Origin of the sequence: Streptomyces sp. HD, assembly GCF_028369295.1 — a bacterium.
GTDB lineage: Bacteria > Actinomycetota > Actinomycetes > Streptomycetales > Streptomycetaceae > Streptomyces.
This window is the reverse complement of the sequence record NZ_JAQMYP010000050.1, coordinates 25,978-47,580: the sequence shown is the minus strand read 5'-3', so window position 1 is coordinate 47,580 and position 21,603 is coordinate 25,978. Positions and strand designations below refer to the sequence as shown.

The 21,603-nt window shown below is 71.0% G+C and carries 19 protein-coding genes; 10 read left to right on the top strand and 9 right to left on the bottom strand.

Going from position 1 to position 21,603, the window contains the following annotated elements:
* Positions 1-192: 192 nt before the first annotated feature.
* A complete protein-coding gene (locus POF73_RS36000) occupies positions 193-1,242 on the bottom strand; it encodes a helix-turn-helix domain-containing protein (RefSeq protein ID WP_272123363.1) in 1,050 nt (349 codons plus the stop codon).
* A gap of 57 nt (positions 1,243-1,299) precedes the next feature.
* On the opposite strand from POF73_RS36000, the gene POF73_RS35995 reads away from it, so the two are divergent.
* Both POF73_RS35995 and POF73_RS35990 read left to right on the top strand, forming a co-directional pair.
* The gene (locus POF73_RS35995) at positions 1,300-1,710 is read left to right on the top strand and encodes a hypothetical protein (RefSeq protein WP_272123362.1); all 411 of its coding nucleotides are present in this window, start codon (positions 1,300-1,302) and stop codon (positions 1,708-1,710) included.
* 61 nt (positions 1,711-1,771) lie between these two features.
* Positions 1,772-2,203 (top strand): SRPBCC family protein, encoded by a 432-nt coding sequence (locus POF73_RS35990; RefSeq protein WP_272123361.1) that lies wholly within the window; start codon positions 1,772-1,774, stop codon positions 2,201-2,203.
* A gap of 18 nt (positions 2,204-2,221) precedes the next feature.
* On the opposite strand, the gene POF73_RS35985 is transcribed toward POF73_RS35990, so the two are convergent.
* The 4 genes from POF73_RS35985 to POF73_RS35970 form a co-directional block, all read right to left on the bottom strand.
* The gene (locus tag POF73_RS35985; RefSeq protein ID WP_272123359.1) at positions 2,222-3,049 is read right to left on the bottom strand and encodes an SAM-dependent methyltransferase; all 828 of its coding nucleotides are present in this window, start codon (positions 3,047-3,049) and stop codon (positions 2,222-2,224) included.
* Positions 3,050-3,205: 156 nt separating this feature from the next.
* Positions 3,206-3,850 carry a response regulator transcription factor gene (locus tag POF73_RS35980; protein WP_272123357.1) on the bottom strand — a complete coding sequence of 215 codons (645 nt, stop codon included), beginning with the start codon at positions 3,848-3,850 and terminating at the stop codon, positions 3,206-3,208.
* On the bottom strand, positions 3,814-5,109 hold the full coding sequence (locus tag POF73_RS35975) for a sensor histidine kinase (protein WP_272123355.1): 1,296 nt from the start codon (positions 5,107-5,109) through the stop codon (positions 3,814-3,816). The genes POF73_RS35980 and POF73_RS35975 overlap by 37 nt, the downstream gene beginning before the upstream one ends.
* Positions 5,110-5,183: 74 nt before the next feature.
* A complete protein-coding gene (locus tag POF73_RS35970) occupies positions 5,184-6,449 on the bottom strand; it encodes an MFS transporter (protein ID WP_272123353.1) in 1,266 nt (421 codons plus the stop codon).
* A gap of 70 nt (positions 6,450-6,519) precedes the next feature.
* Here POF73_RS35970 and POF73_RS35965 point away from each other — a divergent pair, with 70 nt between their 5' ends.
* From POF73_RS35965 to POF73_RS35955, 3 genes are all read left to right on the top strand, one after another.
* The gene (locus POF73_RS35965; protein WP_272123351.1) at positions 6,520-7,545 is read left to right on the top strand and encodes a winged helix-turn-helix domain-containing protein; all 1,026 of its coding nucleotides are present in this window, start codon (positions 6,520-6,522) and stop codon (positions 7,543-7,545) included.
* 24 nt (positions 7,546-7,569) lie between these two features.
* Entirely contained in the window at positions 7,570-8,079 is a 510-nt protein-coding gene (locus POF73_RS35960; protein ID WP_272123349.1) for a glutathione peroxidase, read from the top strand.
* An 83-nt stretch (positions 8,080-8,162) separates the two neighbouring features.
* Entirely contained in the window at positions 8,163-9,014 is an 852-nt protein-coding gene (locus POF73_RS35955) for a MerR family transcriptional regulator (protein WP_272123348.1), read from the top strand.
* A gap of 25 nt (positions 9,015-9,039) precedes the next feature.
* On the opposite strand, the gene POF73_RS35950 is transcribed toward POF73_RS35955, so the two are convergent.
* Entirely contained in the window at positions 9,040-10,902 is a 1,863-nt protein-coding gene (locus POF73_RS35950) for an MFS transporter (RefSeq protein WP_272123346.1), read from the bottom strand.
* Between the two features lie 187 nt (positions 10,903-11,089).
* A complete protein-coding gene (locus tag POF73_RS35945; RefSeq protein WP_272123344.1) occupies positions 11,090-13,897 on the bottom strand; it encodes a D-alanyl-D-alanine carboxypeptidase in 2,808 nt (935 codons plus the stop codon).
* 251 nt (positions 13,898-14,148) lie between these two features.
* Here POF73_RS35945 and POF73_RS35940 point away from each other — a divergent pair, with 251 nt between their 5' ends.
* The 3 genes from POF73_RS35940 (at position 14,149) to POF73_RS35930 (ending at position 16,543) form a co-directional block, all read left to right on the top strand.
* Positions 14,149-14,907, top strand: coding sequence for a GOLPH3/VPS74 family protein (locus tag POF73_RS35940; protein ID WP_272123343.1), 759 nt, complete (start codon positions 14,149-14,151; stop codon positions 14,905-14,907).
* 341 nt (positions 14,908-15,248) lie between these two features.
* Positions 15,249-16,106: a helix-turn-helix domain-containing protein gene (locus POF73_RS35935; protein WP_272123341.1), complete on the top strand. Its 858-nt coding sequence runs from the start codon at positions 15,249-15,251 to the stop codon at positions 16,104-16,106.
* 245 nt (positions 16,107-16,351) lie between these two features.
* Positions 16,352-16,543 carry a DUF397 domain-containing protein gene (locus POF73_RS35930; RefSeq protein ID WP_272123340.1) on the top strand — a complete coding sequence of 64 codons (192 nt, stop codon included), beginning with the start codon at positions 16,352-16,354 and terminating at the stop codon, positions 16,541-16,543.
* A gap of 175 nt (positions 16,544-16,718) precedes the next feature.
* Here POF73_RS35930 and POF73_RS35925 read toward each other — a convergent pair whose 3' ends face one another.
* On the bottom strand, positions 16,719-17,603 hold the full coding sequence (locus POF73_RS35925) for a hypothetical protein (RefSeq protein ID WP_272123338.1): 885 nt from the start codon (positions 17,601-17,603) through the stop codon (positions 16,719-16,721).
* 91 nt (positions 17,604-17,694) lie between these two features.
* Between POF73_RS35925 and POF73_RS35920 the strand changes: the two genes are divergently transcribed.
* Positions 17,695-18,480, top strand: coding sequence for an SDR family oxidoreductase (locus POF73_RS35920; RefSeq protein WP_272123337.1), 786 nt, complete (start codon positions 17,695-17,697; stop codon positions 18,478-18,480).
* Positions 18,481-18,607: 127 nt separating this feature from the next.
* Positions 18,608-20,185, top strand: a complete 1,578-nt coding sequence (locus tag POF73_RS35915) for a sodium:solute symporter family protein (RefSeq protein WP_272123335.1) — start codon at positions 18,608-18,610, stop codon at positions 20,183-20,185.
* 209 nt (positions 20,186-20,394) lie between these two features.
* On the opposite strand, the gene POF73_RS35910 is transcribed toward POF73_RS35915, so the two are convergent.
* Positions 20,395-21,510 carry an ADP-ribosylglycohydrolase family protein gene (locus POF73_RS35910; RefSeq protein ID WP_272123334.1) on the bottom strand — a complete coding sequence of 372 codons (1,116 nt, stop codon included), beginning with the start codon at positions 21,508-21,510 and terminating at the stop codon, positions 20,395-20,397.
* Positions 21,511-21,603 lie beyond the last annotated feature (93 nt).

Sequence of the window (21,603 nt, the reverse complement as noted above, 5' to 3'; positions counted from 1 at the left end):
CCGGGGCCCGGGGAAAAGGGCGCGCGGGGCCGGTGCGGCCATTGGTGGCCGAACACGCCGCGAACGCGCTGACACCGACTCAGCCGGGGTCGGCAGAACGGCAGAACGGCACCCCAGTGCTTCGGATCCCCCTTTTCCGAAGACACCGGGGTGCCGTGAACCCACTGTCCGCCACGCGAGCCGTTCCTGTCGTTAGCCGAGCGTGCGGTCCTTCTTCGCATCCAGTGCACTCACCGCGTCCGCCCGTACCTCGCTCGGCGGCACGCCATACGCGTTACGGAAGGCCCGACTGAAGTCGGCGGGGTGCCGAAAGCCCCACCGCAGGGCGATCGCCCCGATGGACGGGCGGGGCGGTCCGGGGGCGGTGAGGTCGGCTCGGCAGCGTTCCAGGCGGCGGCGTCGGATCGTGGCGCCCACGGACTCGGGTTCGCTTCGGAAGAGCTGGTGCAGGGTGCGTACGGAGATGTGGTGGTGGGCGGCGATCGCCTGCGGCCGTAACTCCGGGTCGGCCAGGTGGTGGTCGATGAAGGCGTTGACGCGGGCCAGCAGGGTGGCCTGCCGCGTCTCGGCGGGCAGCCGGTCCGTGTCGCCGAGGTGCGCGGCGAGCAGGGAGGCGGCCAGGTCCACCCCGACGGCACCGAGCCGGGCCAGTTCGGCGGGCCCGCAGTGACGTACGGCCTCGGTCAGTCCCGTCAGATACGGGACCAGCAGCGCCCCGGACCCGGAGCGGGTGGACAACGGCTCGGCCAGCAGCCGGTCGGCCCGCCCGCCTGCCAGGGGCAGGACGGTGCGCGGCAGCCGTACCTGTGTGGTCCGGCAGGGCCCGCCCCGGTCGGTGAACTCGCAGGTCAGCGGGTACGACGAGGAGAACAGTGCGATGCCCCCGGCGTCCAGGCAGGCAACGCCCCGCTCCTGCTCCAGCCGGATCGCGGTGCCGCTGCCGACCAGGACCAGGAAGTACTCCTCCCGGTTGTCGCGGCGGACCTGGGCCGGAGAGCGCCAGGCCTTCATCGGGGAGTAGGTGAAGGTCCCCACCTCGGTGTGCGGCAGTCGCACGGATTGCGCCAGTCCCCTGAAGCGGGGCGCGTGGGTGCTGCGAATCGTGACGGACATGACCTCCTGGCCCACCATGTCGCCCCACCAGCCGAACCGGTCCGGCACCGGGATGGCATCGGTGTCCACCGTCACCACGGGCCCCGCCGCGGTGCTGTTCCGCTCCGCCGTTTCCTTGAGGATGGACATACAACGATGATGCAGGGCCGAGGAGTTGGCCACTACACGGACGATCGGAGACCTGCTGTGGCGGACGAGGAGTTCGGCCAGGCCCTGGACGCGGTCCTGCACGACCTGCGCGCGCAGTGCGCCGTACGGCCGCGTCTGGACGAGGACGCGGAGCTCGGGCTCATGATCTACGCCCCCGACGGCAGCGGTCAGGGCCTGGTCCCGCCGCTGGGCGGCACCCCCGCGGAACGGTTGGCGCACCTGGCCGATCAGGTGCAGGAGTGGGCGGTGGAGGCCCTGTGGTCCGAGGGCGAGCCGGCGGTCTGGCCGCACTGCCCGGAGCATCCGGACACGCACCCGCTGGCGGCCGCGGTCGTCGACGGTACGGCGGTGTGGGTGTGCCCGAGGGGCGGGGCCGGGCGGCCGTCCCGGGCGGCCTTCGCGCGGATCGGCGAGCTGGAGGAGGGCGTCGGCTCACGGCGACGGTGACGTGGGGGCGCACACTGGAAGTGGCAGGGCATGTCTCGTGAGCCGGACGTGGAGGTGGGCCATGAGCACCCTCGAAGAACACGTGGATGTCGGGGTTCCGATCGACCGGGCCTGGGACGGCCTTCACCAGGTGGAGAACTATCCGCGCTTCCTGGCCGGCGTGCGCGGGGCGCGTACGGAGCCGGGCGGCCGGGCGCGACTGGATGTCGAGGCCGGCGGACGGCCCCGGGAGTTCGAGGCCGAGGTCTCCGACCGGACCGGGGAGCGTGTGCTGGAGTGGCGTACGACGGGCGATCCCGCGCTCGCGGGGTCCTTCTCGCTGCTGGCGATCGACCAGGGGCACACCCGGGTCCAGGCCCGGCTGGAGTACGACCCCGGCACGGTCAGGGAGGCCTTCGGCGGGCCCAGGGGGTTCGCCCAGGCGAACGCGATCGAGCGGCTGGTCCGCGGAGATCTGGAGCAGTTCAAGGAGTACGTGGAACAAGGGCGGTGAACCGGCCCGCACCGTGACTCAGGGCTTGCGGCCCACCCCGCAGTAGGCGTCGACGGCGGCCGTGGCCGGATCCGAGGGGCCGAGGGCGTCGGGGCGCCACTCGGGTACCTCGACGATGCCCGGGTCCACCAGGTCGAGCCCGTCGAAGAACCCGGCGATCTCGCCGATGCTGCGGACGTGGTACGGCACGGCGCCGCTCGCGTTGTACGCCTCCGACGCGGCGATCATGCCCTCACTCGTCGCCGTACCGTCGCTGATCACCAGGTGGCTGCCGGGCGGGAGGCCGTCCAGCAGGCGGCGTACCAGGTCACGGGCCTGGTCGTAGTCGGCGACATGGCCGAGCGTGTTGAGGATCACCAGGGCGACCGGGCCGGACAGGTCGAGCGTGCCCGCGGCGGCCTCCAGGACGGCGTCGGGGTCGTACAGGTCGGCGTCCAGGTACGTCGTCATGCCCTCGGGCGTGCTCGTGAGCAGGGCGCTCGCGTGGGCCAGCACGACGGGGTCGTTGTCGACGTACGCGATCCGGGCGTCCGGGGCCACGCGCTGGGCCACCTGGTGGGTGTTGTCGGCGGTCGGCAGGCCGGTGCCGATGTCCAGGAACTGCCGTATGCCCACCTCACCGGCGAGATGGCGTACGGCACGGCCCAAGAAGAGGCGGCTGGTGACGGCCACGTCGATCAGGCCGGGGAAGATCTCCTTGATCTCGTCCCCGATCTTCCGGTCCACCTCGTAGTGGTCCTTGCCGCCGACGAAGTAGTTCCAGAAGCGCGCCGAGTGCGGCTTCGTGGTGTCGATCCGGGCCCGCGTCCGGTCGTCGGCGGTGAAGGGGGTGTGGGGGTCGGACACGGTGGGGCCTCCTGCGGGACGGTGTGCATCGCTACCGGTGATCAATTCAGCACTCAACTTAGGTGAACTACCGTTGATCCAGGGGCAGTTGGCGCGGATACGCCTCACGCACCGTGACGTTCTGGCCATCTCTCGTGCCGTACCGGAACCGCCACGTCACTGGTCCAGATACGCGAGCACCGCCAGCACCCGCCGGTTGTCCGCGTCCGCCGGAAGCAGTCCCAGCTTGCCGAAGATGTTGCCGATGTGCTTGGCGACCGCCTTCTCCGAGATGAACAGCCCCTGTGCGATACCGGCGTTGGAGCGCCCCTGCGCCACCCACTCCAGCACCTCGCGCTCCCGGGCCGACAGGCTGCCCACGGCCTCGTCGCGCTCCTTGCGGACCAGGAGCCCGGCGACCACCTGTGGGTCCATCACGGTGCCGCCCGCGGCCACCCGGCGGATGGAGTCCAGGAACTGGGCCCCGTTGGTGACCCGGTCCTTCAGCAGATAGCCGACGCCCCGGCCGCCCCCGGCGAGCAACTCGCGGGCGTAGAGCGGCTCCACGTACTGGGAGAGGAGCAGGACCGGCAGCTCCGGCAGCCGCTCACGGGCCGCCAGCGCCGCGCGCAGCCCCTCGTCGGTGAAGGTCGGCGGCAGCCGGACGTCGACGACCGCGACGTCCGGCCGCTGACCGATCAGCGCGTCCAGCAGCTCCGTACCGTTGTCCACGGCGGCCACCACCTCGTGGCCGTGGGCGCCGAGCAGCCGGATGAGCCCGTCCCTCAGGAGGAAGTGGTCTTCGGCGAGGGCAATACGCACGGAAGCTCCATCGTCACCGTCGTCGGTCCGTTCACGGGGCTGTTCACGGCCAGCACCCCGTCGAACGTGGCGAGCCGGCGCTCGACGCCCCGCAGACCGCTGCCGCGCAGGACGTCCGCGCCGCCGTGGCCGTCGTCCGTGACGGCGATGCGCAGCATTCCGCGAGCGTAATGGATGTCGATCAACGCCCGGTCGGCGCCGGAGTGCTTGGCGACGTTGGCGAGGAGCTCCGAGACCGCGAAGTACGCGGCCGACTCCACCGGCATCTCCGGGCGGCCGGGCAGGTCCACCTCGACCTCGGTACGGACCGGGCAGACCATCGCCAACGCCCGTACCGCGTCCGCCAGTCCGCGGTCGGCGAGGACCGGCGGATGGATGCCGCGGACCAGGTCGCGCAGCTCCTGGAGCGCCTTGGCGGAGGACTCGCGCGCCTCGGCCAGCAGGGCACGCACGGCCTCGGGGTTGGTCTCCAGCAGGGTCTCGGCGGCGTCCAGGGTCATGCCCATCGCCACCAGACGGGCCTGGGCGCCGTCGTGCAGGTCGCGTTCGATACGGCGGATCTCGGCCATCTGTGTGTCGACGGCGTCGGAGCGGGTGGCGGCCAGATGCCGGATCCGGCTCGCCATCAGCTCGCTCTCGCCCGGAGCGAGCATCGCCCGGGTGTACAGGGCGTGCCGGCGCACGACACGCGGCGCCGACCACAGGGCCAGCGGCAGTTGCAGAACGCCGAGCACCCCGGCGAGTACGGCGGTGGTCCGCCCCTTGATCGGGATGAACTGGTACCACAGCCCGTCCCACTCGACGGACAGCGGAACGCCGAAGAAGCCGAGGAAGACACCCCACACCCCGCTGAGGACCAGGGCGATGGGGAGGAACGCGAGGAACGCGCCGGCCAGCGGGTCGGCCAGCACCCAGACGTACTCCCGCCGCAGCTGCGGATCGCTCATGATCCACCGGTAGCGGGCCACCGCCCCGGAGGCGCCCTCGGGTGCGGGCGGCAGCGGACCGGGCGGGCCCGGTATCTCCACCCCCGCCCAGCGCAGCGCCAGTTCACGCCGACGCGCGGCCAGCCCGCGCACGCCCTCCATGGCACGCGGCACCATGCCGAGGCCGGGCCCCACCAGGGTGATCGCCCCGGAGACCGCCAGGGAGCGGCCCAGGGCCGCGACCGACGACCAGCACAGGACCGTCGCCCGCCGCAGCCCGACTGCTCCGGCCGTGACGGAGAACCTCCTGATCTCGTCCGGCATGCGGTCCATACGACGTGCTCCTCTCTGCGGCCCGTACGGCTCTCTGCGGCCGGTACGGCATGTGGGCGCAAGCGCCCGCGCGTTCATTCTGGCGACGGTCGGGCCGGGATGTCGGTGGTAATAACTCCCCTCTTGGGCTCGGGAGGCGTGGGGGACGCAGGAGGCGTGGGGGATGCGGGGGCCTCGGGGGACGGGCGTTGCAGGCCGGCCGTCGCCAGCGACAGCGTCACCGCGACCGACGCCGCCGCCATGACCGCCATCCCCTGCGCGGGCGAGGTCAGTTGGGCCACCGCGCCCGCCAGCGCTGCGCCCACCCCCTGCATGGTGAGCATCCCGGCCGAGTGCAACCCCAGGGCGTGGCCGCTCAGTTCGTCCGGCGTCACGGCCATCAGCCGCTCCTGCTGCACAAGGCTCGCCCCGAAGCCGACCGAGGCGACGGCGACCGCCACTCCGGCAAGCGGAATCGAGGGGCGCAGGAGGAACAGCGCGTACGGGGTCGCCAGCAGCAACAGCAGCGGTACCCCCAGCCGGACCCGCACGGCGGGCGACAGCAGTCGGCCCACCGTCACGTCCCCGGCGAACATCCCCAGCGCCGCACAGGCGAACAGCGTGCCCGCGGCCTGCGGCGCGTACGGCACGTACAGGGACTCACAGCCGACGACGAAGCCGTTGGGGATCCACAGGGCGAGGTACAGAAGGCGGCGGGGGCGGGAGGACCACAGCAGGGCGTTGGTACGCCAGGTCCCCGAGACCGACGGCCGCCCCGAGACGCGCGGTGGGCGACGGGTCAGGCCCAGCCGGACGCCACCGGCCGCCACGGCGTACAGCACCGCCCCGAGCAGCAGCGACAGCCGCGGGGACAGCACCGCCACCACGACACCGCCGATCCCGTACCCGGCGATCTGCATGATCCCGCTCATCATGTTGAAGACCGAACGCCCCAGCAGATAGCCGTCCTTGGCGAGGATCTCGGTCAGCAGCCCCCAGCGCACTCCCCCGCCCAGTGAGGCGACCAGCCCCTGTACCAGGACGACCGCGAACACCGCCGGGAGAGGCAGTCCGGGCAGTGCGAGCAGCGCCGTGGAGGCGGCGAACGCGAGGGACGTGCCGGCCAGCGCGGCCCGGGGCGGCAGCCGGTCGGAGCCGGACAGCAGGAAGGTCGCGCCCAGCACCTGGGCCAGCGACGGCCCGAACATGCTCACCGCCGACAGCAGCGGCGACTCGGTCGCCCGGTACACCAGCGTGGCGAGCGCCAGTCCGCTCACCGTCGAGGCCGCGATGTGCGCGGAGGAGGAGAGGAAGAGGGGCGTGAACTCCGGGGTGCGGAAGAGGTGTCGGTAGCTGCGCATGCGCGGAGTCTCGGGCGCCCGGTGGAGGGGCCGTTATTGTTTCGCGCGGATGCGAAAGGTGGGGTGGCCGATGGGCTGGTGGCAGATCAACGCCGACACCCTCGCCGCGAGCCGGTTCGTGCTCTCGCCGTTCGCCGAGACCTTCGCCGCGCTGAGGCTGCTGCACTCGGCCGTCGCCGCCCACCCCGGCGAACGCGCCTGGCTGGACGCCCGGCTGCCCGGCTACCGGGCCCGCCTGGCCGCCGACCCGGTCACCGCACGGCTGGTGCGGGCCGGGCTCGGAATGCACTGGAACGCCGACTTCCTCACCCCGACCCCGAAGGACGGGGAGCCCTTCGAGGAGACCGTGGCGCGGGTCCGCACGGCCGACCCCGGCGAGGCCCGCACCCACCTCACCGTCTCCCTCGCCGGGCCCCTCCCCGCCGTACTCGACCGCGACGACCTGCCCGAACGCGCCGCCGCACTCCTCGAATACGTCTGGACCGAGGCGGTACGCCCGGACTGGGACCGGCGTCGACGCGTCCTGGAGGCCGACGTCGTCGCACGGACCGCGCAGGTGAGCCAGGGCGGCTGGGCGGCCGTACTGGACTCCCTGCGCCCCGGCCGCACCCGCTGGCTCGGCGACAGCAGGCTCCAGGTGAACCTGCACGAGTACCCGCCCCGCGAGATCTCCGGCGCCGAACTCGTCTTCGTACCCGTCACTCCGAAGGGCGGCTGGGTGTCCTGGGAGGAAGCCGACCCCGACCGGTACGCCGTGGTCTATCCATGCGCGGGCGCACTGACCGACCCTGGGGCACGGACGGTCCCCGCGAGCCTGGGCGCGCTGCTGGGAAGCGCCCGCGCCGCAGTGCTCGTCCTGCTCGACTCACCGCTGAGTACGACCCAGCTGGTCGCGGTGACCGGGCAGAGCCTCGGTTCGATCGGCCGCCACCTGAAGATCCTTTTGGACGCAGGCCTGGTGGAACGGCGGAGGGCAGGCCGGTCAGTGCTCTATTCAAGAACAGCCGCAGGTGAGGTGCTGGTCGCTGCGACGCCCTGGGGGCGCGGGGAACTGCGCGATCGACCCCCACCGGCCCGCAGCTTTCCATCCGCTTGACCCACCGGAGTTAGCATCCGCCTCATGACGACTGCAGACAGCAACGGAAATTCCCCCCTCGACGTCGACATCAACACCCTCACCGGCGCCCCCGCCGACCTCACCCAGTACGCGGGCAAGGCGGTACTCGTCGTGAACGTGGCCTCCAAGTGCGGCCTGACCCCGCAGTACACGGGCCTGGAGAAGCTCCACGAGCAGTACGCGGACCGCGGCTTCACCGTGCTCGGCGTGCCCTGCAACCAGTTCCTCGGCCAGGAGCCCGGCAGCGCCGAGGAGATCGCCGAGTTCTGCTCGGCGACGTACGGCGTGACCTTCCCGATGACCGAGAAGGTGGAGGTGAACGGCGAGGGCAGGCACCCGCTGTACGACCGCCTGGTCGGGTTCGCCGACGCCGAGGGGCACAGCGGCGACATCCGCTGGAACTTCGAGAAGTTCCTGATCGGCCGGGACGGCAAGGTCGCCGCCCGCTTCTCGCCGCAGACCGAGCCGGAGGCGGCGGAGCTCGTCGCGGCCGTCGAGGCCCAGCTGGCGTAGCCGGGCGTTGACCTTGCCCCTGGGGCAGGGCCGACCGTTCTTCGCACCGGGCGGAGGAGCCGCCCGGTGACGGAGGATGAGGCGTGGACGACGAACTGCTCACCATCGGCGCGTTCGCCGCGCGGGCCCGGCTGTCGGCCAAGGCGCTCCGGCTGTACGACCGCCTCGGACTGCTGCTCCCCGCCCACGTCGACGAGGTCAGCGGCTACCGCTACTACCGCGCCGACCAGATCGAACGCGCCCGCCTGGTGGCTCTCCTGCGCCAGCTGGACATGCCGCTCGCGCGGATCGGCGAGGTCGTCGAGGCCCCCGACGGGGCCACGGCCGCCGATCGGCTCACCGCGTACTGGGCGGACGTCGAGGCGCGGGTGGCGGGGCAGCGGACGCTCGCCGAGTACCTCCGTGGACGACTGTCGGGGAGGAGCTCCGAGATGTACGGGAAGTTCGAGGTCGAGACGGTTGAGGTGCCCGCGCAGGTGCTGATCACCGAGACCCGGCATGTGCTGGCGGGTGAGCTGCCGGCCTGGATCGGGGCGTCGCTGGGACGCCTGGAGGAAGCGGCGAAGGAGTGCGGCGGCATCACCGCGGCCCCCTTCGTCGTGTACCACTCCGACGTGTCGATGGAGAGCGACGGCCCGGCGGAGTCCTGTGTGCCGGTGGCCGACGAGGCGGCGGCCCGGGCCTGGGTCGAGCAGCACGGCCGTACGTGGGAGACGAAGGTGCGCGTGGAGCCGGCTCTGCGGCTCGCGTACACCCGGATCACCAAGGCCCAGGTGGCCCATCCGCAGATCATCGCCGCCTTCGAGGCGGTGGAGCGGTGGATCCCGAAGCAGGGGCTGTGGCAGGCGGGCCCGTGCCGGGAGGTCTACTTCGCGGACTGGGACGCGGCGGGCGCCGAGGACCCGGTGTGCGACGTGGCGCTCCCGGTGCGCTGACCGGGACCGGGACCTGCGCCGGGGCTCACCCCCGGCGCAGTTCCTCCGGGCAGGGCGTCCCGCGCGGCACGTCGTACGGTGCCGCCAGGCGGTAGGTCCCGGCCTTCGGGGCCAGCAGCACCGTCCACTTGTCGCCGAACGCGTCCTCGTCTGTCTCCATCAGGCAGCCGTTCACGTTGTCGTACGACTTCGGCCGGCCCTCGGGGCGGTGCTTGGACGCCTTCGTCTCCTGCGGCGGGTCGAGCTTCGTACCCTCGGCGTCGACGATGCTCAGCCACGGCGAGTAGGGGATGCGGATGAGGACGCGGCCCGGCTTGCTCACCCGCATCGTCATCTCGCCCTGCTCGGCCCGGTCCACGACGGCGTTCGGCTCGGCGAACGGCGCCGGGGCGGTCACCTCGAACAGCTGCCAGTTGGCGTCGCCCCACACCTGCTTGAGGTACGGCAGGCCGCGCCGCAGCAGCTGCCGCTCGCGCTCGGCGGCCGTGGGGTCCGGCTCGTCCTTGGGCAGCACGACGAAGTGCACGGCCCAGCGCTGGAGCCACTCGCGGTAGTTCGCGGAGTTGAGCGTGTCGTCGTAGAAGAGCGGGTTGCGCTCCAGGTCGAGCTGGCGGTTCCAGCCGCGGGCCAGATTGAAGTACGGGGCGAGGGCGGAGGCCTCACGGTGGGAGCGGGCGGGCACGACCTCCACCCGGCCCTTCTCGGCGCCGACCTCCTGGAGCTCGTTGACCAGCGGCGCCAGCTCACGTGCCCAGGACGCCTCCGGGGCGGCGTGGATGATGTCGTCGCCCGTCTTGAAGCCGATCCAGCCGACGAAGGTGACCAGGGCCAGCACGGTCGTGTACCACTTGCGCGAGCGCGGCACCGTGAACGGCAACGCGGTGACCAGGACCACTCCGGCGAACAGCATCGCCAGGCGCGTGATGTTGGAGCCGATCTGCGAGCTGACCACCCAGACCAGGATGACGGCCAGGCCGTAGACCGCGGCCACCAGCCGGACCGTCTTCCACTCCTGCGGGACGACCACGAAGGTCACGACCGCGAACACCAGCGGCAGGAGCACCGAGCCGATCACCATCGGCTGGGTGCCGGAGAAGGGGAACAGCCACGCGGACACGGCCACGACGGCCGTCGGCGCCAGTCCCAGCGCCCATGCGCCCGGCCGTCGCTTCTGCAGGAACAGCGCGACCGCGACGAAGCCCACGAACAGACCGGCCACCGGCGACGCCATGGTGGCGAGCGCGGCCAGCGGGGCCGCGCACAGTGCCTTCGCCCAGCGCTTGTAGCGCCAGCGGTGGGGCCAGCAGAACACGACGGCGACCGCGCCCAGCGCGAACATCGTGCCCAGGGCGAAGGTCACCCGCCCGGAGATCGCGTTGGCGATCAGACCGAAGACCCCGGCGAGCGAGGCCCACAGCGGGTTGCGCACCGATCGGCTGCGCAGCAGCACCAGCGTCAGCAGACCCGCGGAGATGGTCCCCGCGATCATCATCGTCGTACGGACACCGAGGACCGACATCAGATACGGCGACACCACGCTGTACGACACCGGGTGCATCCCGCCGTACCAGGCGAGGTTGTACGCCGAGTCGGGGTGCCGGCCGACGAACTCGGCCCAGGCGTCCTGGGCGGCGAGGTCGCCGCCGCTGCTTGCGAACGTGAAGAACCAGATGACGTGGAGAAGCCCGGCGAGTGTCGTGATCGACAGCACCGGGTGACGCAGCAGACGCTCACGCAGGGCGTGGACGGCGGCGGTCAGCCGTGACGGCGGTCCGTCCTGCGGACGGCTCGGACCGTCGCCCTGGCGCGGCGCGGGCACGCGTATTCGCGGACCGGCTCCCGGTCCCGGATCGGCGTCGTCGGCGCGTGTCGGCTCCGCAGTGGCCACTTGTGAGGCACTCCCCGTGTGTCCCGTCTTCTGTTCTGGCCGCGTCCCGTTTCCCGCGTGTTGTCGGCCCAGACCTTGAAGGTTCTCCGGTCGCGCCTTGTGAGCGACGACCTGCCCGTTTCGTGACGCTAGCACGCGGCCCGCCGACGAGCGCCGTCGAGCGCCGTCGGCGGGTGCGTGCTGCGGGTCAGCCGACACGGGTCAGCTTCTGCGCGAAGCCGGGTTCCGTGAGGTCCTTCTGCAGGGCCACCGGGACCTTGACCGCGCCGCTGGTGCCGTCACCGACGGTGAGCGTGCCCACCTTGGCGCCGGCCTTGGCGGTGTGCGGGACGTCGTCGGCGTCGAAGGACAGCTTCACCTTGAAGCCCGCCCAGCCGACAGCGGTGACGTCCTTGGTGAGGACGACCGGGGTGTGACCGCCGAGGCCGTCGTCGACGTACCCGACGACGTCGCCCTTCTTGAGGATCTTCGCCGAGGTCATCTCGTCCTGGGCGGCCAGCATCACGACCCTGCTGACGTCGTTGACGGTCTTGATGATCGGCGCCTTGTGCTGGCCGAGGACGGCGCCGACGAGGGTGACGGTCTCGCCGCCGACCTCCTTGCGGGCGGCGAAGAGGAGATTGCCGCCGGCGGCGCTGGTCGTGCCCGTCTTGATGCCGATGGCTCCGTTGTACGGGACCAGATAGTTGTAGTTGTAGTGCTTCTTCCCGGAGGGGTCGAACCACTGGCCCATGGAGGTGATCTCCATCAGCGCCGGGATCTTGACCAGCTCGTGGCCCAGCTTCACCTGGTCCTCGGCGGTGGAGACGGTGCTCTCCTTCAGGCCCGAGGCGTCGGTGTACGTGGTGTTGGTCATGCCGAGTTCCTTGGCGGTGGCGTTCATCTTCTCGATGAAGGCCTTCTCCGTCCCGGCGTCCCAGCGGGCCAGCAGGCGGGCGATGTTGTTCGCGGACGGGATCATGATGGCGGCGATCGCGTCGTGCAGGGTGATCACGTCACCCTCCTTGACGGTGGCGAGGGTCGACTCGCCGTCCTTGAAGTAGCCGCCCTCCTTCTCCGTCAGGGCGTCGATCGTGATCTTCTCGCCGTCGTCGCCCGACTTCAGCTCGTGGTCCTTGAGGACGATGTACGCGGTCATGGCCTTGGCGACGGAGCCGATGGCGACGGGCGTCTGCTTGCCGAAGTTGCCCATCGTGCCGATGTCGTTGACGTCCATCCAGCCCTGGCCCTGGCTGGGCCAGGGGAGGGCGGCCTTGTTGCCTTCGAAGGCGTACGACTCCTCGGCGGTGAGCGCGAGGGTGGGGGCGGGCAGCGGGCGTACGGCCTGTGCGATCGCGAAGACGACCGCGAGCAGGAGGACCAGGGGGGTCCAGATCTTGATACGCCGGACGACCGTCCGAACCGCGGTGTCCGGGGGCGGCGGGGTGTTCGTCAGCTCGGCCAGCAGGTCGAGCGGGGGCTTGGGGGGCAGCGGCTGCTGCGCGGTGCGCTCGGGGCCGACCTGGGGGACGGCGGCGGTTTCGTCGGGGGCCGGGGTGGGAGCGGGGGCCTTCGGGGCGGCCGGGGTGTCCTGCCTCATGTCCGGCTTGAGGGCGACGAACTTGCTGGTGCGTTCGGCGGGCGCCTCGGGCTTGGGGGCCTTCAGCATGGTGGTGGGCTGGTCAACGTGGGGCTTGGGCGGGCGTACGGCCTTGAACACGGCGGTCGGCTGATCCACGGCCCCGGCTCCGCCATCGGCCTTCTCGCTCCCACCCGCACCACCCGTAGCACTCTCGTCGTCGAGCGCGGGTGCCCCCTGAGGGGAGTCCTCGCCGTCGGCGGCTGCGGGTGCGTCGTCGGTGGCGGAGGCGGTGTTTTCGCCCTTGCCCTTGCCGTCTCCCTCGGCCGCTTCGGCTCCGCCTGCGGGGGATGTGCCCAGTTCGGATTCGGTGGCCGTGGCCGGTTCGGTCTCCGTGGCCGGTTCGGTCTCCGTGGCCGGCTCGGTCTCCGTGGCCGGCTCGGTCTCCGTGGCCGGCTCGGATTCGGGTTGGGCGTCGTCAGCAGGCTCGGTTTCGGCGTCCGCCGGGGGCGCGTCGGCGGGGGCGGCTGCGGTGGCGGTGTCTGCGCCCTCGTCCTCGCCCTTGTCGGCCTCCTGAGCCGCGTCCGCCTCGGGGGACGTCTTCGAGCGGCCCGCGGGCTCGTCCGAGTCGTTCTCGGCGTCGTCAGCCTCGCCGGACGCCTTCGTGTCGGCCTCGGCTTCGGGCTTCGTCCGGACGTCAGCCTCCTCCTCGACGCCGGAGTCGGCGCCCTCGGCGCCCTCGGCGCCCTCGGCCCCGTCGGCCCCGTTGCTCGCGTCGGCGTCGTTGCTCGCGTCGGCGTCGGCGCGGGAGTCGGCGTCGGCATCGGCATCGGCATCCGAACCCTCGGCAGGCTCGTCCTCCGTGTCCGAGGAAGCCACCCAGGCCGCCACAGCAGCCCTCAGCCGGTCATCACCCTGCGCAGCAGACCCGTCACCCTCGCTGTCGCTCTCGGTCTTGCTGCTGCTCTCGGCCTTGCTGCTGCTCTCGGCCTTGCCGTCGCCCTCGGTCTCCGCCACCGCGGCGTCTCCGGCCTCGGCCTCATCGCGACCCTCGTCTTGGGCCTCGGCTCCATCGCGACCGGCGTCGCCCGTCTCGGCCCCGGCGTCGCCCGTCTCGGCCCCGGCCTCCGTTTCGGGCTCGGTGTCAGCCTCTGGCCCGGCGTCGCCCCCCGTCTCGGCCTCCGCCTTCGCCAGTTCCGCCCGTACGGCCTCCAGCTCGCGTCGCGACAGCACTCGTGTCGCCGTGTCCACGCCACCGCGCTGCGTGGTGGCCGAAGCCTGCGGTGAGGCGTCCTCGCGGGCCATGGCCAACCTGGGGTCACGCTTCTCGGTCGGGGCGGTGGATTCGGGACGTTCGGGAACCGGACCCGCGCTCCCCGACGTCGGTTCTGCCGACGACTCGCGCTTCTTCGACCTGTCGGGGGACTCGCCCGCCACCGATGCCTCCTCCATGTGCCCCGCACGCCCTGCGTGCGTCTGCCGAACCGTGAGCCGTCGCCCGGACACGGCGCCCGTACGACCCCCGTGCCGCTGTCCGAACCATGTACCAGTGTCCTGTGCGCGACCCTCTGCTGGTGCGGTAGACGAGAACGACATACCTACCGGTTCCCTCACGAACCGGTCACGCACTCTCGACAGACCAATGTGAGAGGGGTCACCCTGTCTTTCATCCACGCGGGGAGGCATGGATGGGCAGGAGCCGCAGAACTATTCCGGAGGAGCTTCTGCTGCTGGCGTTGGACCCGGCCACGGGCACCACCGCACAGCCGCAGTCGCTCGACCTTGGTCTGGCCGGAGCACAGCTAGTGGAGCTGGCGCTGGCCGGACGGATAGCCCCAGACGGGGATCGTATCGCCGTGGTAGCCCCACGGCCGACTGGAGATCCGACACTGGACTGCGCGTTGGAGTTGCTGCGAAGGCGTGGCGCTCCCGTGCGTGCCGTCCATTGGATCGGCGGGCCCCGGCTGGGGCTGCGCCAGACCTATCTCTCGCATCTGGAGAGGTGCGGCATGGTTGCCGCCGTACCAGGACAGATGTGCGGAGTGCTGCCGACGACTCGCTACCAGGCGACGGACACCGACATCAGCCGGGAGATCAGGGCCCGGCTGGATTCCGCGATCCGCACCGGCGTACCGCCGGACCCGCGGACCGCGGCGCTCGCCGCCCTGGCACACGCGGTCGGCCTCGGCAAACACCTGTATCCGGGGAACGAGGGGCGATCCTCTCGGTCCCGGTTGCGGGATCTGATCAGGCACGACCCCATGGGCGGTCTCGTCGCGCACGCCGTGATGGACGTCCAGAACGGTGCGGCGGCCCAGCCGCGCCGCAGCCCCGCCCCGGCGGCCGGCCGTCAGGCCGCTCCCGGAGGCAGGGCCGCAGCGGAACCCGCCCGTGGCGTTCCGGTGCAGCCGCACCGCGGATCCATGGCGCGTGTCGTGGCCCACTGAGCCGCAGTCCCACGACCGCACCACCGGAGCCGTTCGCACAACAGCAGGCACCACGTACGACACGCTCACACGCACACCGAGCGCCGCACCGCAGTCCCCAAGACCCGGTTCGGGAGCCGCTGGTCCGCGCGGGGCGACGGAACCGCATGTCCGTGACACACGGACGGAACACCGGTTCCGCCGCCCCGCGCGGCCGCATGTCCCGGCGTTCTCTCCGAACTGGCGCGTATCCAGCGCATATCCACCGTTTCCCAGCGGTAGTAAGCACCTTGGTGGCAGTCTGCTCAACAGCAGATACGCAAAGTGGCAATCGCAGGCAGGCAGCCGGAGGTGCACGTCCCGTGGCGTCCAATGTCAATCCCACCGTCCGGCGACGCCGGCTGGGCCAGGAGCTGCGCCGGCTCCGCGAACTCAAGGGCATGACGGCCGAAGAGGTGGCCGAACGGCTGCTGGTGTCGCAGTCGAAGATCAGCCGGTTGGAGAACGGACGGCGCAGTATCAGCCAGCGCGACGTCCGCGATCTGTGCGGGGTCTACGAGGTGGAGGACCACCGGATCGTGGATTCACTGATGCAGATGGCCAAGGACTCGCGGCAGCAGGGGTGGTGGCACTCGTTCGGCGACATCCCTTACAGCGTCTACATCGGACTGGAGACGGACGCGGCGAGTCTGCGCGTGTACGACCCCCAGGTCGTCCCGGGCCTGCTGCAGACCAAGCAGTACGCGGAGGCCCTGATCGCCGGGGCGCTGCCGGAGACGGCGTCGGCCGAGATCGAGAAGCGGGTCCAGGTACGGATGCGGCGACAGGAACGAATCTCCACCCAGGAGAACCCGCTGCGCCTGTGGACCGTCATGGACGAGGCCGCCCTGCGCCGGGTCGTCGGCAACCGCTCCCTGATGCGTGACCAGTTGGAACAGCTCGTCGAGCAGTCCCAGCTGCCGCACGTCACCGTGCAGGTGATCCCCTTCGAGATGGGCTCGCATCCGGGCCTGAACGGGCAGTACGCGATCCTGGAGTTCCCGGACGCGGCCGACTCCAGCGTCGTCTACATCGAGGGCGTCACCAGCGATCTGTACCTGGAGAAGGCGAACGACGTCCAGAAGTACAGCGTGATGTACGAGCACCTGCGGGCGCAGGCCCTGAACGTGGACCAGTCACGCCAGTTCATCGCGGACATCGCGAAGGAGTACGCCCGCTGAGCAGCCTGTCCCGACCGGAAGGATGCGGCACGGTACACCTTCGCCAGGGCGGGATGGAAGAGTCCACTGGAATATGCACCCACCCGAGTGAATAGTCGCTTCGTAAGCCGATGTTGGCGAGTAGCGTCGATCACGCCACCGAGCAACAAGGTTGGCGTGAATCGTCCCGCAGGCCCCGGCCTGGAGTTCCGGTCCGGACGCGCGGGACGGTGACACCATTCAACATCTGGCAATTCGGAGCAAACATGGCAATTCGTCAGGGTTCCACGGACACGTGGACCAAGTCCTCGTACTCCACAGGAAACGGCGCCTGCGTCGAGGTCAAGTCACCGGTCACGGCGGCCATGGCGGTGCGGGACTCCAAGGTTCCCGCGGGCCCGGTCCTGGCGTTCCCCGCTGAGGCGTGGAACACGTTCGTTGCGTCCGTGAAGGCGTAAGGGGCGGTCTGTCTGATCCTCACCCTTCGACCGACCCGACGATCGACAACTGCACAAGCACCACAGCCGGAGCCCTCTCGACCAGCCCGCCGTCCTTGCCGAGGGGGCTCGGCCATGCCCGCGTCCGGCCGCGTCGGCACGGCATCCGGCCAGCCCGGCGCAACGCCGGTCCACTTCAGCGCAGTTCGGCCACGTACCGGTCCGTTCCCGGCACCGTGGGCACGAACGGCGCCACCAGCTCCACCCTCCCCAGCCCCGACTCCCCCACCGCCGTGTCCAGGTCGGTGAAGTGTTCCTCCCAGCACTGCCTCGGGTCCTCCTCCAGGAACCACAGAAGCGTCAGGCGGGTGTCCGTGCCCTCGACCTGCTTGACGTACGACATGCGGTCCAGGGGGAGGGGCGTGGGCCGGAAGACCGTCACCATCGCGGCCGGTGAACCCGCGAGGCGCTTCGGGAGATGGCGGGCGCGCAGCCACTCCAGCAACTCGGCGCGCTGCTGCGGTGATTCGGCGTCGACGACCTGCACGACCAGGCCCGCGTAGGGGTGGTCCAGGGCGTGGAAGTCGCGGGGGCCCGCCGCGCCGTCGCGGTACACCGTCGCCTCATGGTCCTGGAACGCCGTGAAGACATGGGTGCGGTCCTGGTAGACGCGGGCGTCGCGGTTGAGGCGCTTGTTGATGGCGACCGTCCAGCGCATGTGGTCGGCGTAGCGGCCGGCGGTGACCCAGTACGTCGAGATGTAGCAGCCGGCGGTGACCGGCTGGGCTATCGCCGACTTCTCGGGGTAGCGCAGGAGTTGGAGATCCCGGGTCGCCACCCAGCGCCGCCCCGCGTACATCCAGGGCATCGCCATCGCGCCCGCGTAGTAGTGGTCGTCCTCGTACCAGCGGTTGTAGGCGTACTCGTGCCCCGGATGCGGCTCGACCATGGTGATCAGGGCGTGGCCCGGGGGGACTCCGTACGGGCCGACGGCGGCCAGTTCGGCGTATGTCTCGCTGCGGGTGTTCTCGCGGCGGGAGCCGTTGCCGCGGGGGCCCTCGCTGCCGGTGTCCTCGCTCATGCCGTTTCCTTCCCTTCCGGCCTTCCTTCCTGCCTCGGACGCCCATACTCTGACGCCCCGTCAGATAATGCGCCATAGCCGGGAGGCCTTGATGTCACTGCTCAACGGCAAGACCGTCGTCGTCTCGGGAGTCGGCGCCGGGTTGGGACACCAGGTCGCGGCGGCCGTCGTGCGGGGCGGCGGGAACGCGGTGCTGGGGGCGCGGACCGAGGCGAACCTGGTGAAGAGCGCCGGGGAGATCGATCCCGACGGGGCGCACTCGGCGTACCGGGCGACCGACATCACCGACGAGGGGCAGTGCGAGGCGCTGGCCGCGCTGGCGCGGGAGCGGTTCGGGGGGATCGACGGGGTGGTCCATGTCGCCGCCTGGGACTCCTACTTCGGCGGGCTTGAGGACGCCGACTTCGCCACCTGGCAGTCGGTGATCGACGTCAATCTGCTGGGCTCGTTGCGGATGACGCGGGCCTGCCTGCCGGCACTGAAGAAGGGCGGCGGCTCGGTGGTGTTCATCGGTACGCAGTCCGCCGTGGCCGCTCCGTCACAGGTGCGGCAGGCCGCCTACGCCGCCTCCAAGGGCGCCCTCACCAGCGCGATGTACTCACTGGCCCGTGAGCTCGGCCCGCACCGCATCCGGGTCAACACCGTGCTGCCGGGCTGGATGTGGGGGCCGCCGGTGCAGGCGTTCGTCCAGTTCACGGCACAGACGGAGGGCGCGCCCGAGGCGGACGTACTCAAGCGGCTGACCGAGCGGATGGCGCTGCCGGAGCTGGCCACGGACGGGGATGTGGCCAACGCGGCCGTGTTCCTCGCGTCGGACCTGGCGCGGGCGATCACCGGGCAGTCACTGCTGGTCAACGCCGGGGAGCTGATGCGATGATGTTCATATAGATGAACGCAGGCCATCATGGCGAATACTTTTACCTCCCTTTGACCTTACAGTCACTTGTCGTGTTCACGCGACAGCGCCCACGATTAGCCCCGGGCTGAACCCTGGGAGGACGCACATGAACGGTCTCGACTGGGCCGTGCTCGTCGGCTACTTCGGCGTGATGGTGGCGATCGGCGTCTGGTCGCACAAGCGGGTGGACAACGTCAGCGACTTCTTCACCGCGGGCGGCAAGATGCCGTGGTGGCTGTCCGGGATCTCGCATCACATGTCCGGATACAGCGCGGTGATGTTCACCGGATACGCGGGCATCGCCTACACCTACGGCGTCACGTCCTTCGTCACCTGGTCCTTCCCCATCGCGCTCGGCATCGCCATCGGCTCGAAGCTGTTCGCGCCGCGGATCAACCGGCTGCGTTCACGGCTGCATGTGGCCTCTCCGCTGGAGTACCTGAAGAGCCGTTACGACCTGAAGACCCAGCAGGCGCTGGCCTGGTCCGGCATGCTGCTGAAGATCGTGGACGTGGGCGCGAAGTGGGCGGCGATCGCGACCCTGCTGTCCGTCTTCACCGGGGTGTCGCTCAACCAGGGCATCCTCATCACCGGCGGCATCACCGCCGTCTACTGCACCATCGGCGGGCTGTGGGCGGACGCGCTCACCGAACTCGGCCAGTTCGTCATCCAGTTGCTGGCCGGCGTCGCGATGTTCATCGCGGTGATCCTGAAGCTCAACGACAAGGGCATCGGCTTCTTCGGCGCCTGGGACGAGCCGGAGCTGCAGGGCCACGGCGAGCCGCTGGTCGGCCCGTACGGCACGGTCTTCCTGCTCGCCTTCCTCTTCATCAAGCTCTTCGAGTACAACGGCGGCATGCTCAACCAGGCCCAGCGCTACATGGCCACGGCCACTCCGTACGAGGCCGAGCGCTCGGCACGGCTGTCGGCCCTGCTGTGGCTGGTCTGGCCGGTGGTGCTGTTCTTCCCGATGTGGATGTCGCCCCTGCTGGTCGAGTCGCAGAAGACGGACGGATCGGACTCGTACGGCCTGATGACCGAACAGCTGCTCCCGCACGGCCTGTTGGGCCTGGTCATCGTCGGCTTCTTCTCGCACACCATGGCCATGTGCTCCTCCGACGCCAACGCCATCGCGGCCGTGTTCACCCGGGACTGCGCGCCGGTGATCTGGCGCCGGGCGCGGACCTGGAGCGAGGGGCAGGGGCTGAAGGTCGCCCGGATCACCACCGTCGTCTTCCTCGGCCTGTCCATGGCGGCGGCGACGCAGGTCAACTCCCCCACGTTCAAGGACATCATCACCGTCGTGATCAGGTGGGTCGCCGGTCTGATGGGCCCGATGGCGATCCCGATGATGCTGGGCCTGCTCCGCCCGTTCCGTCGCTCCGGCCCCACGGCAGCACTCACCAGCTGGTCGATGGGCCTGCTCGCGTTCTGGCTGGTCAACTACCCGATCAGCTGGCAGATCGAGGGCGGCGTACCGCTCCAGTACCAGGTCTCCATCCCGCTCGCGGTCTCCCTGGTCCTGTACATCCTCATCGGCTTCCTCAAGCCGGAGGACACCCCGGAACGTCTCGCGATCGTGGAGCGCATCAATACGGACGGGGACGGGGCGGCCGCGGCCGCGGTACCGACGCCGGATGCGGGCGCGGGGGCGGTGGAGGACGTGGTGCGCGCGAAGGACTGAGGTCCGGCGCACAGGAAGGGACGGGAAGGGCGGCCGCTCGGGGACGGGGTGGCCGCCCTTGTCGCTGCCCGTTGCGCGCGCGACCGGCGTGGCGCACGACCGGTGTGGCAGGGAGCGCCGTGTCAGGGAACGGGTGTCAGGGAGCGCCGTGGCAGGGAGCGGGTGCCAGGGAGCGCTGTGGCAGGGAGCGGGTGTCAGGGAGCGGGTGCTCAGGCGCGCGGGTACCGGGCCAGCCAACCCGGTGCCGAGCCGGCCGGTCCGTGCAGTGCGGGGCCCTGGGTCATTTCCATGGCGAAGTCGTCGGCCAGTTCGAGGATGGTGGGGCGGCCTTCCAGTTCGGCCAGCCAGGCCGGGGGGAGGGCCGTCTCGCCGTGCAGGGCGCCGAGCAGGCCGCCGGTGAGGGCAGCCGCGGCGGCGGAGGGGCCGTCGTGGTTCACGGCGAGGCAGAGCCCGTGCCGGACGTCCTCGCCGACCAGGGCGCAGTACACGGAGGCCGCGAGCAGTCCGTCCGCCGAGCCGTCGGCCGCGAGTTCCTCCACCCGGGCCGGGCTGGGCATGCCCTGCCGTACGGCGCCCAGCGCATGCTGCAACGCGTCGGACACGGGCTCGTGCCCGGGCCGCAGGGCGAGCAGTGCCAGGGCCCGCTGTACGGCGCCGTCGAGGCTCTCCCCGCAGGCGAGCCCGTGCACGATCACCGCATACGCACCCGCCGACAGGTAGGCGACGGGGTGGCCGTGGGTCTGCGTCGCGCACTCCACGGCGAGTTGGATGACGAGCTGCGGCTCCCAGCCGACGAGCAGTCCGAAGGGCGCGGAACGGGCGACCGCCTCCGGTCCGAGCTCGGCGGCGTTCTTGGGCGACTCCAGCGTGCCCATGGTGTCGTCACCGAGGCCGAGCAGAAGGGCGCGCGTCGGGTCCCGGCGGGCGTACAGCCACTCCTCGCGGGCCAGCCAGCCATCGTCCTTGCGACGCTCGTCGGGTCCCCAGTCCCGCTGGGTGGCGGCCCAGCGCAGATACGCCCGGTGCAGGTCGGTCGGCGGATGCCAGGCGCCGGTGTCCCGCCTCACCTGGGCTCTTATCAGGCCGTCGACCGAGAACAGGGTCAGCTGCGTGAGGTGGCTCACGGCACCGCGTCGGCCGTACCCGAACCCGAGATCGGCGAGGCCCTCGGCGCCGTACTGCTCCTGGATCTCCTCCAGCCCGAGCGCGTCGACGGGCGCCCCGAGGGCGTCCCCGACGGCCACGCCGAGCAGCGTGCCACGCACCCGGCTACGGAAGTCCTGCTGTTCGGTACGGCCCCAGACGGCGCCGGCTGTCGCACTCACCAAGACCTCCCCGTGACCCCGTCCGACCGCACGACAGTTCGCCACTGTAATCGACCGGGGACGATCGGTTCAGGGAGCGGATCGGTATGCGAG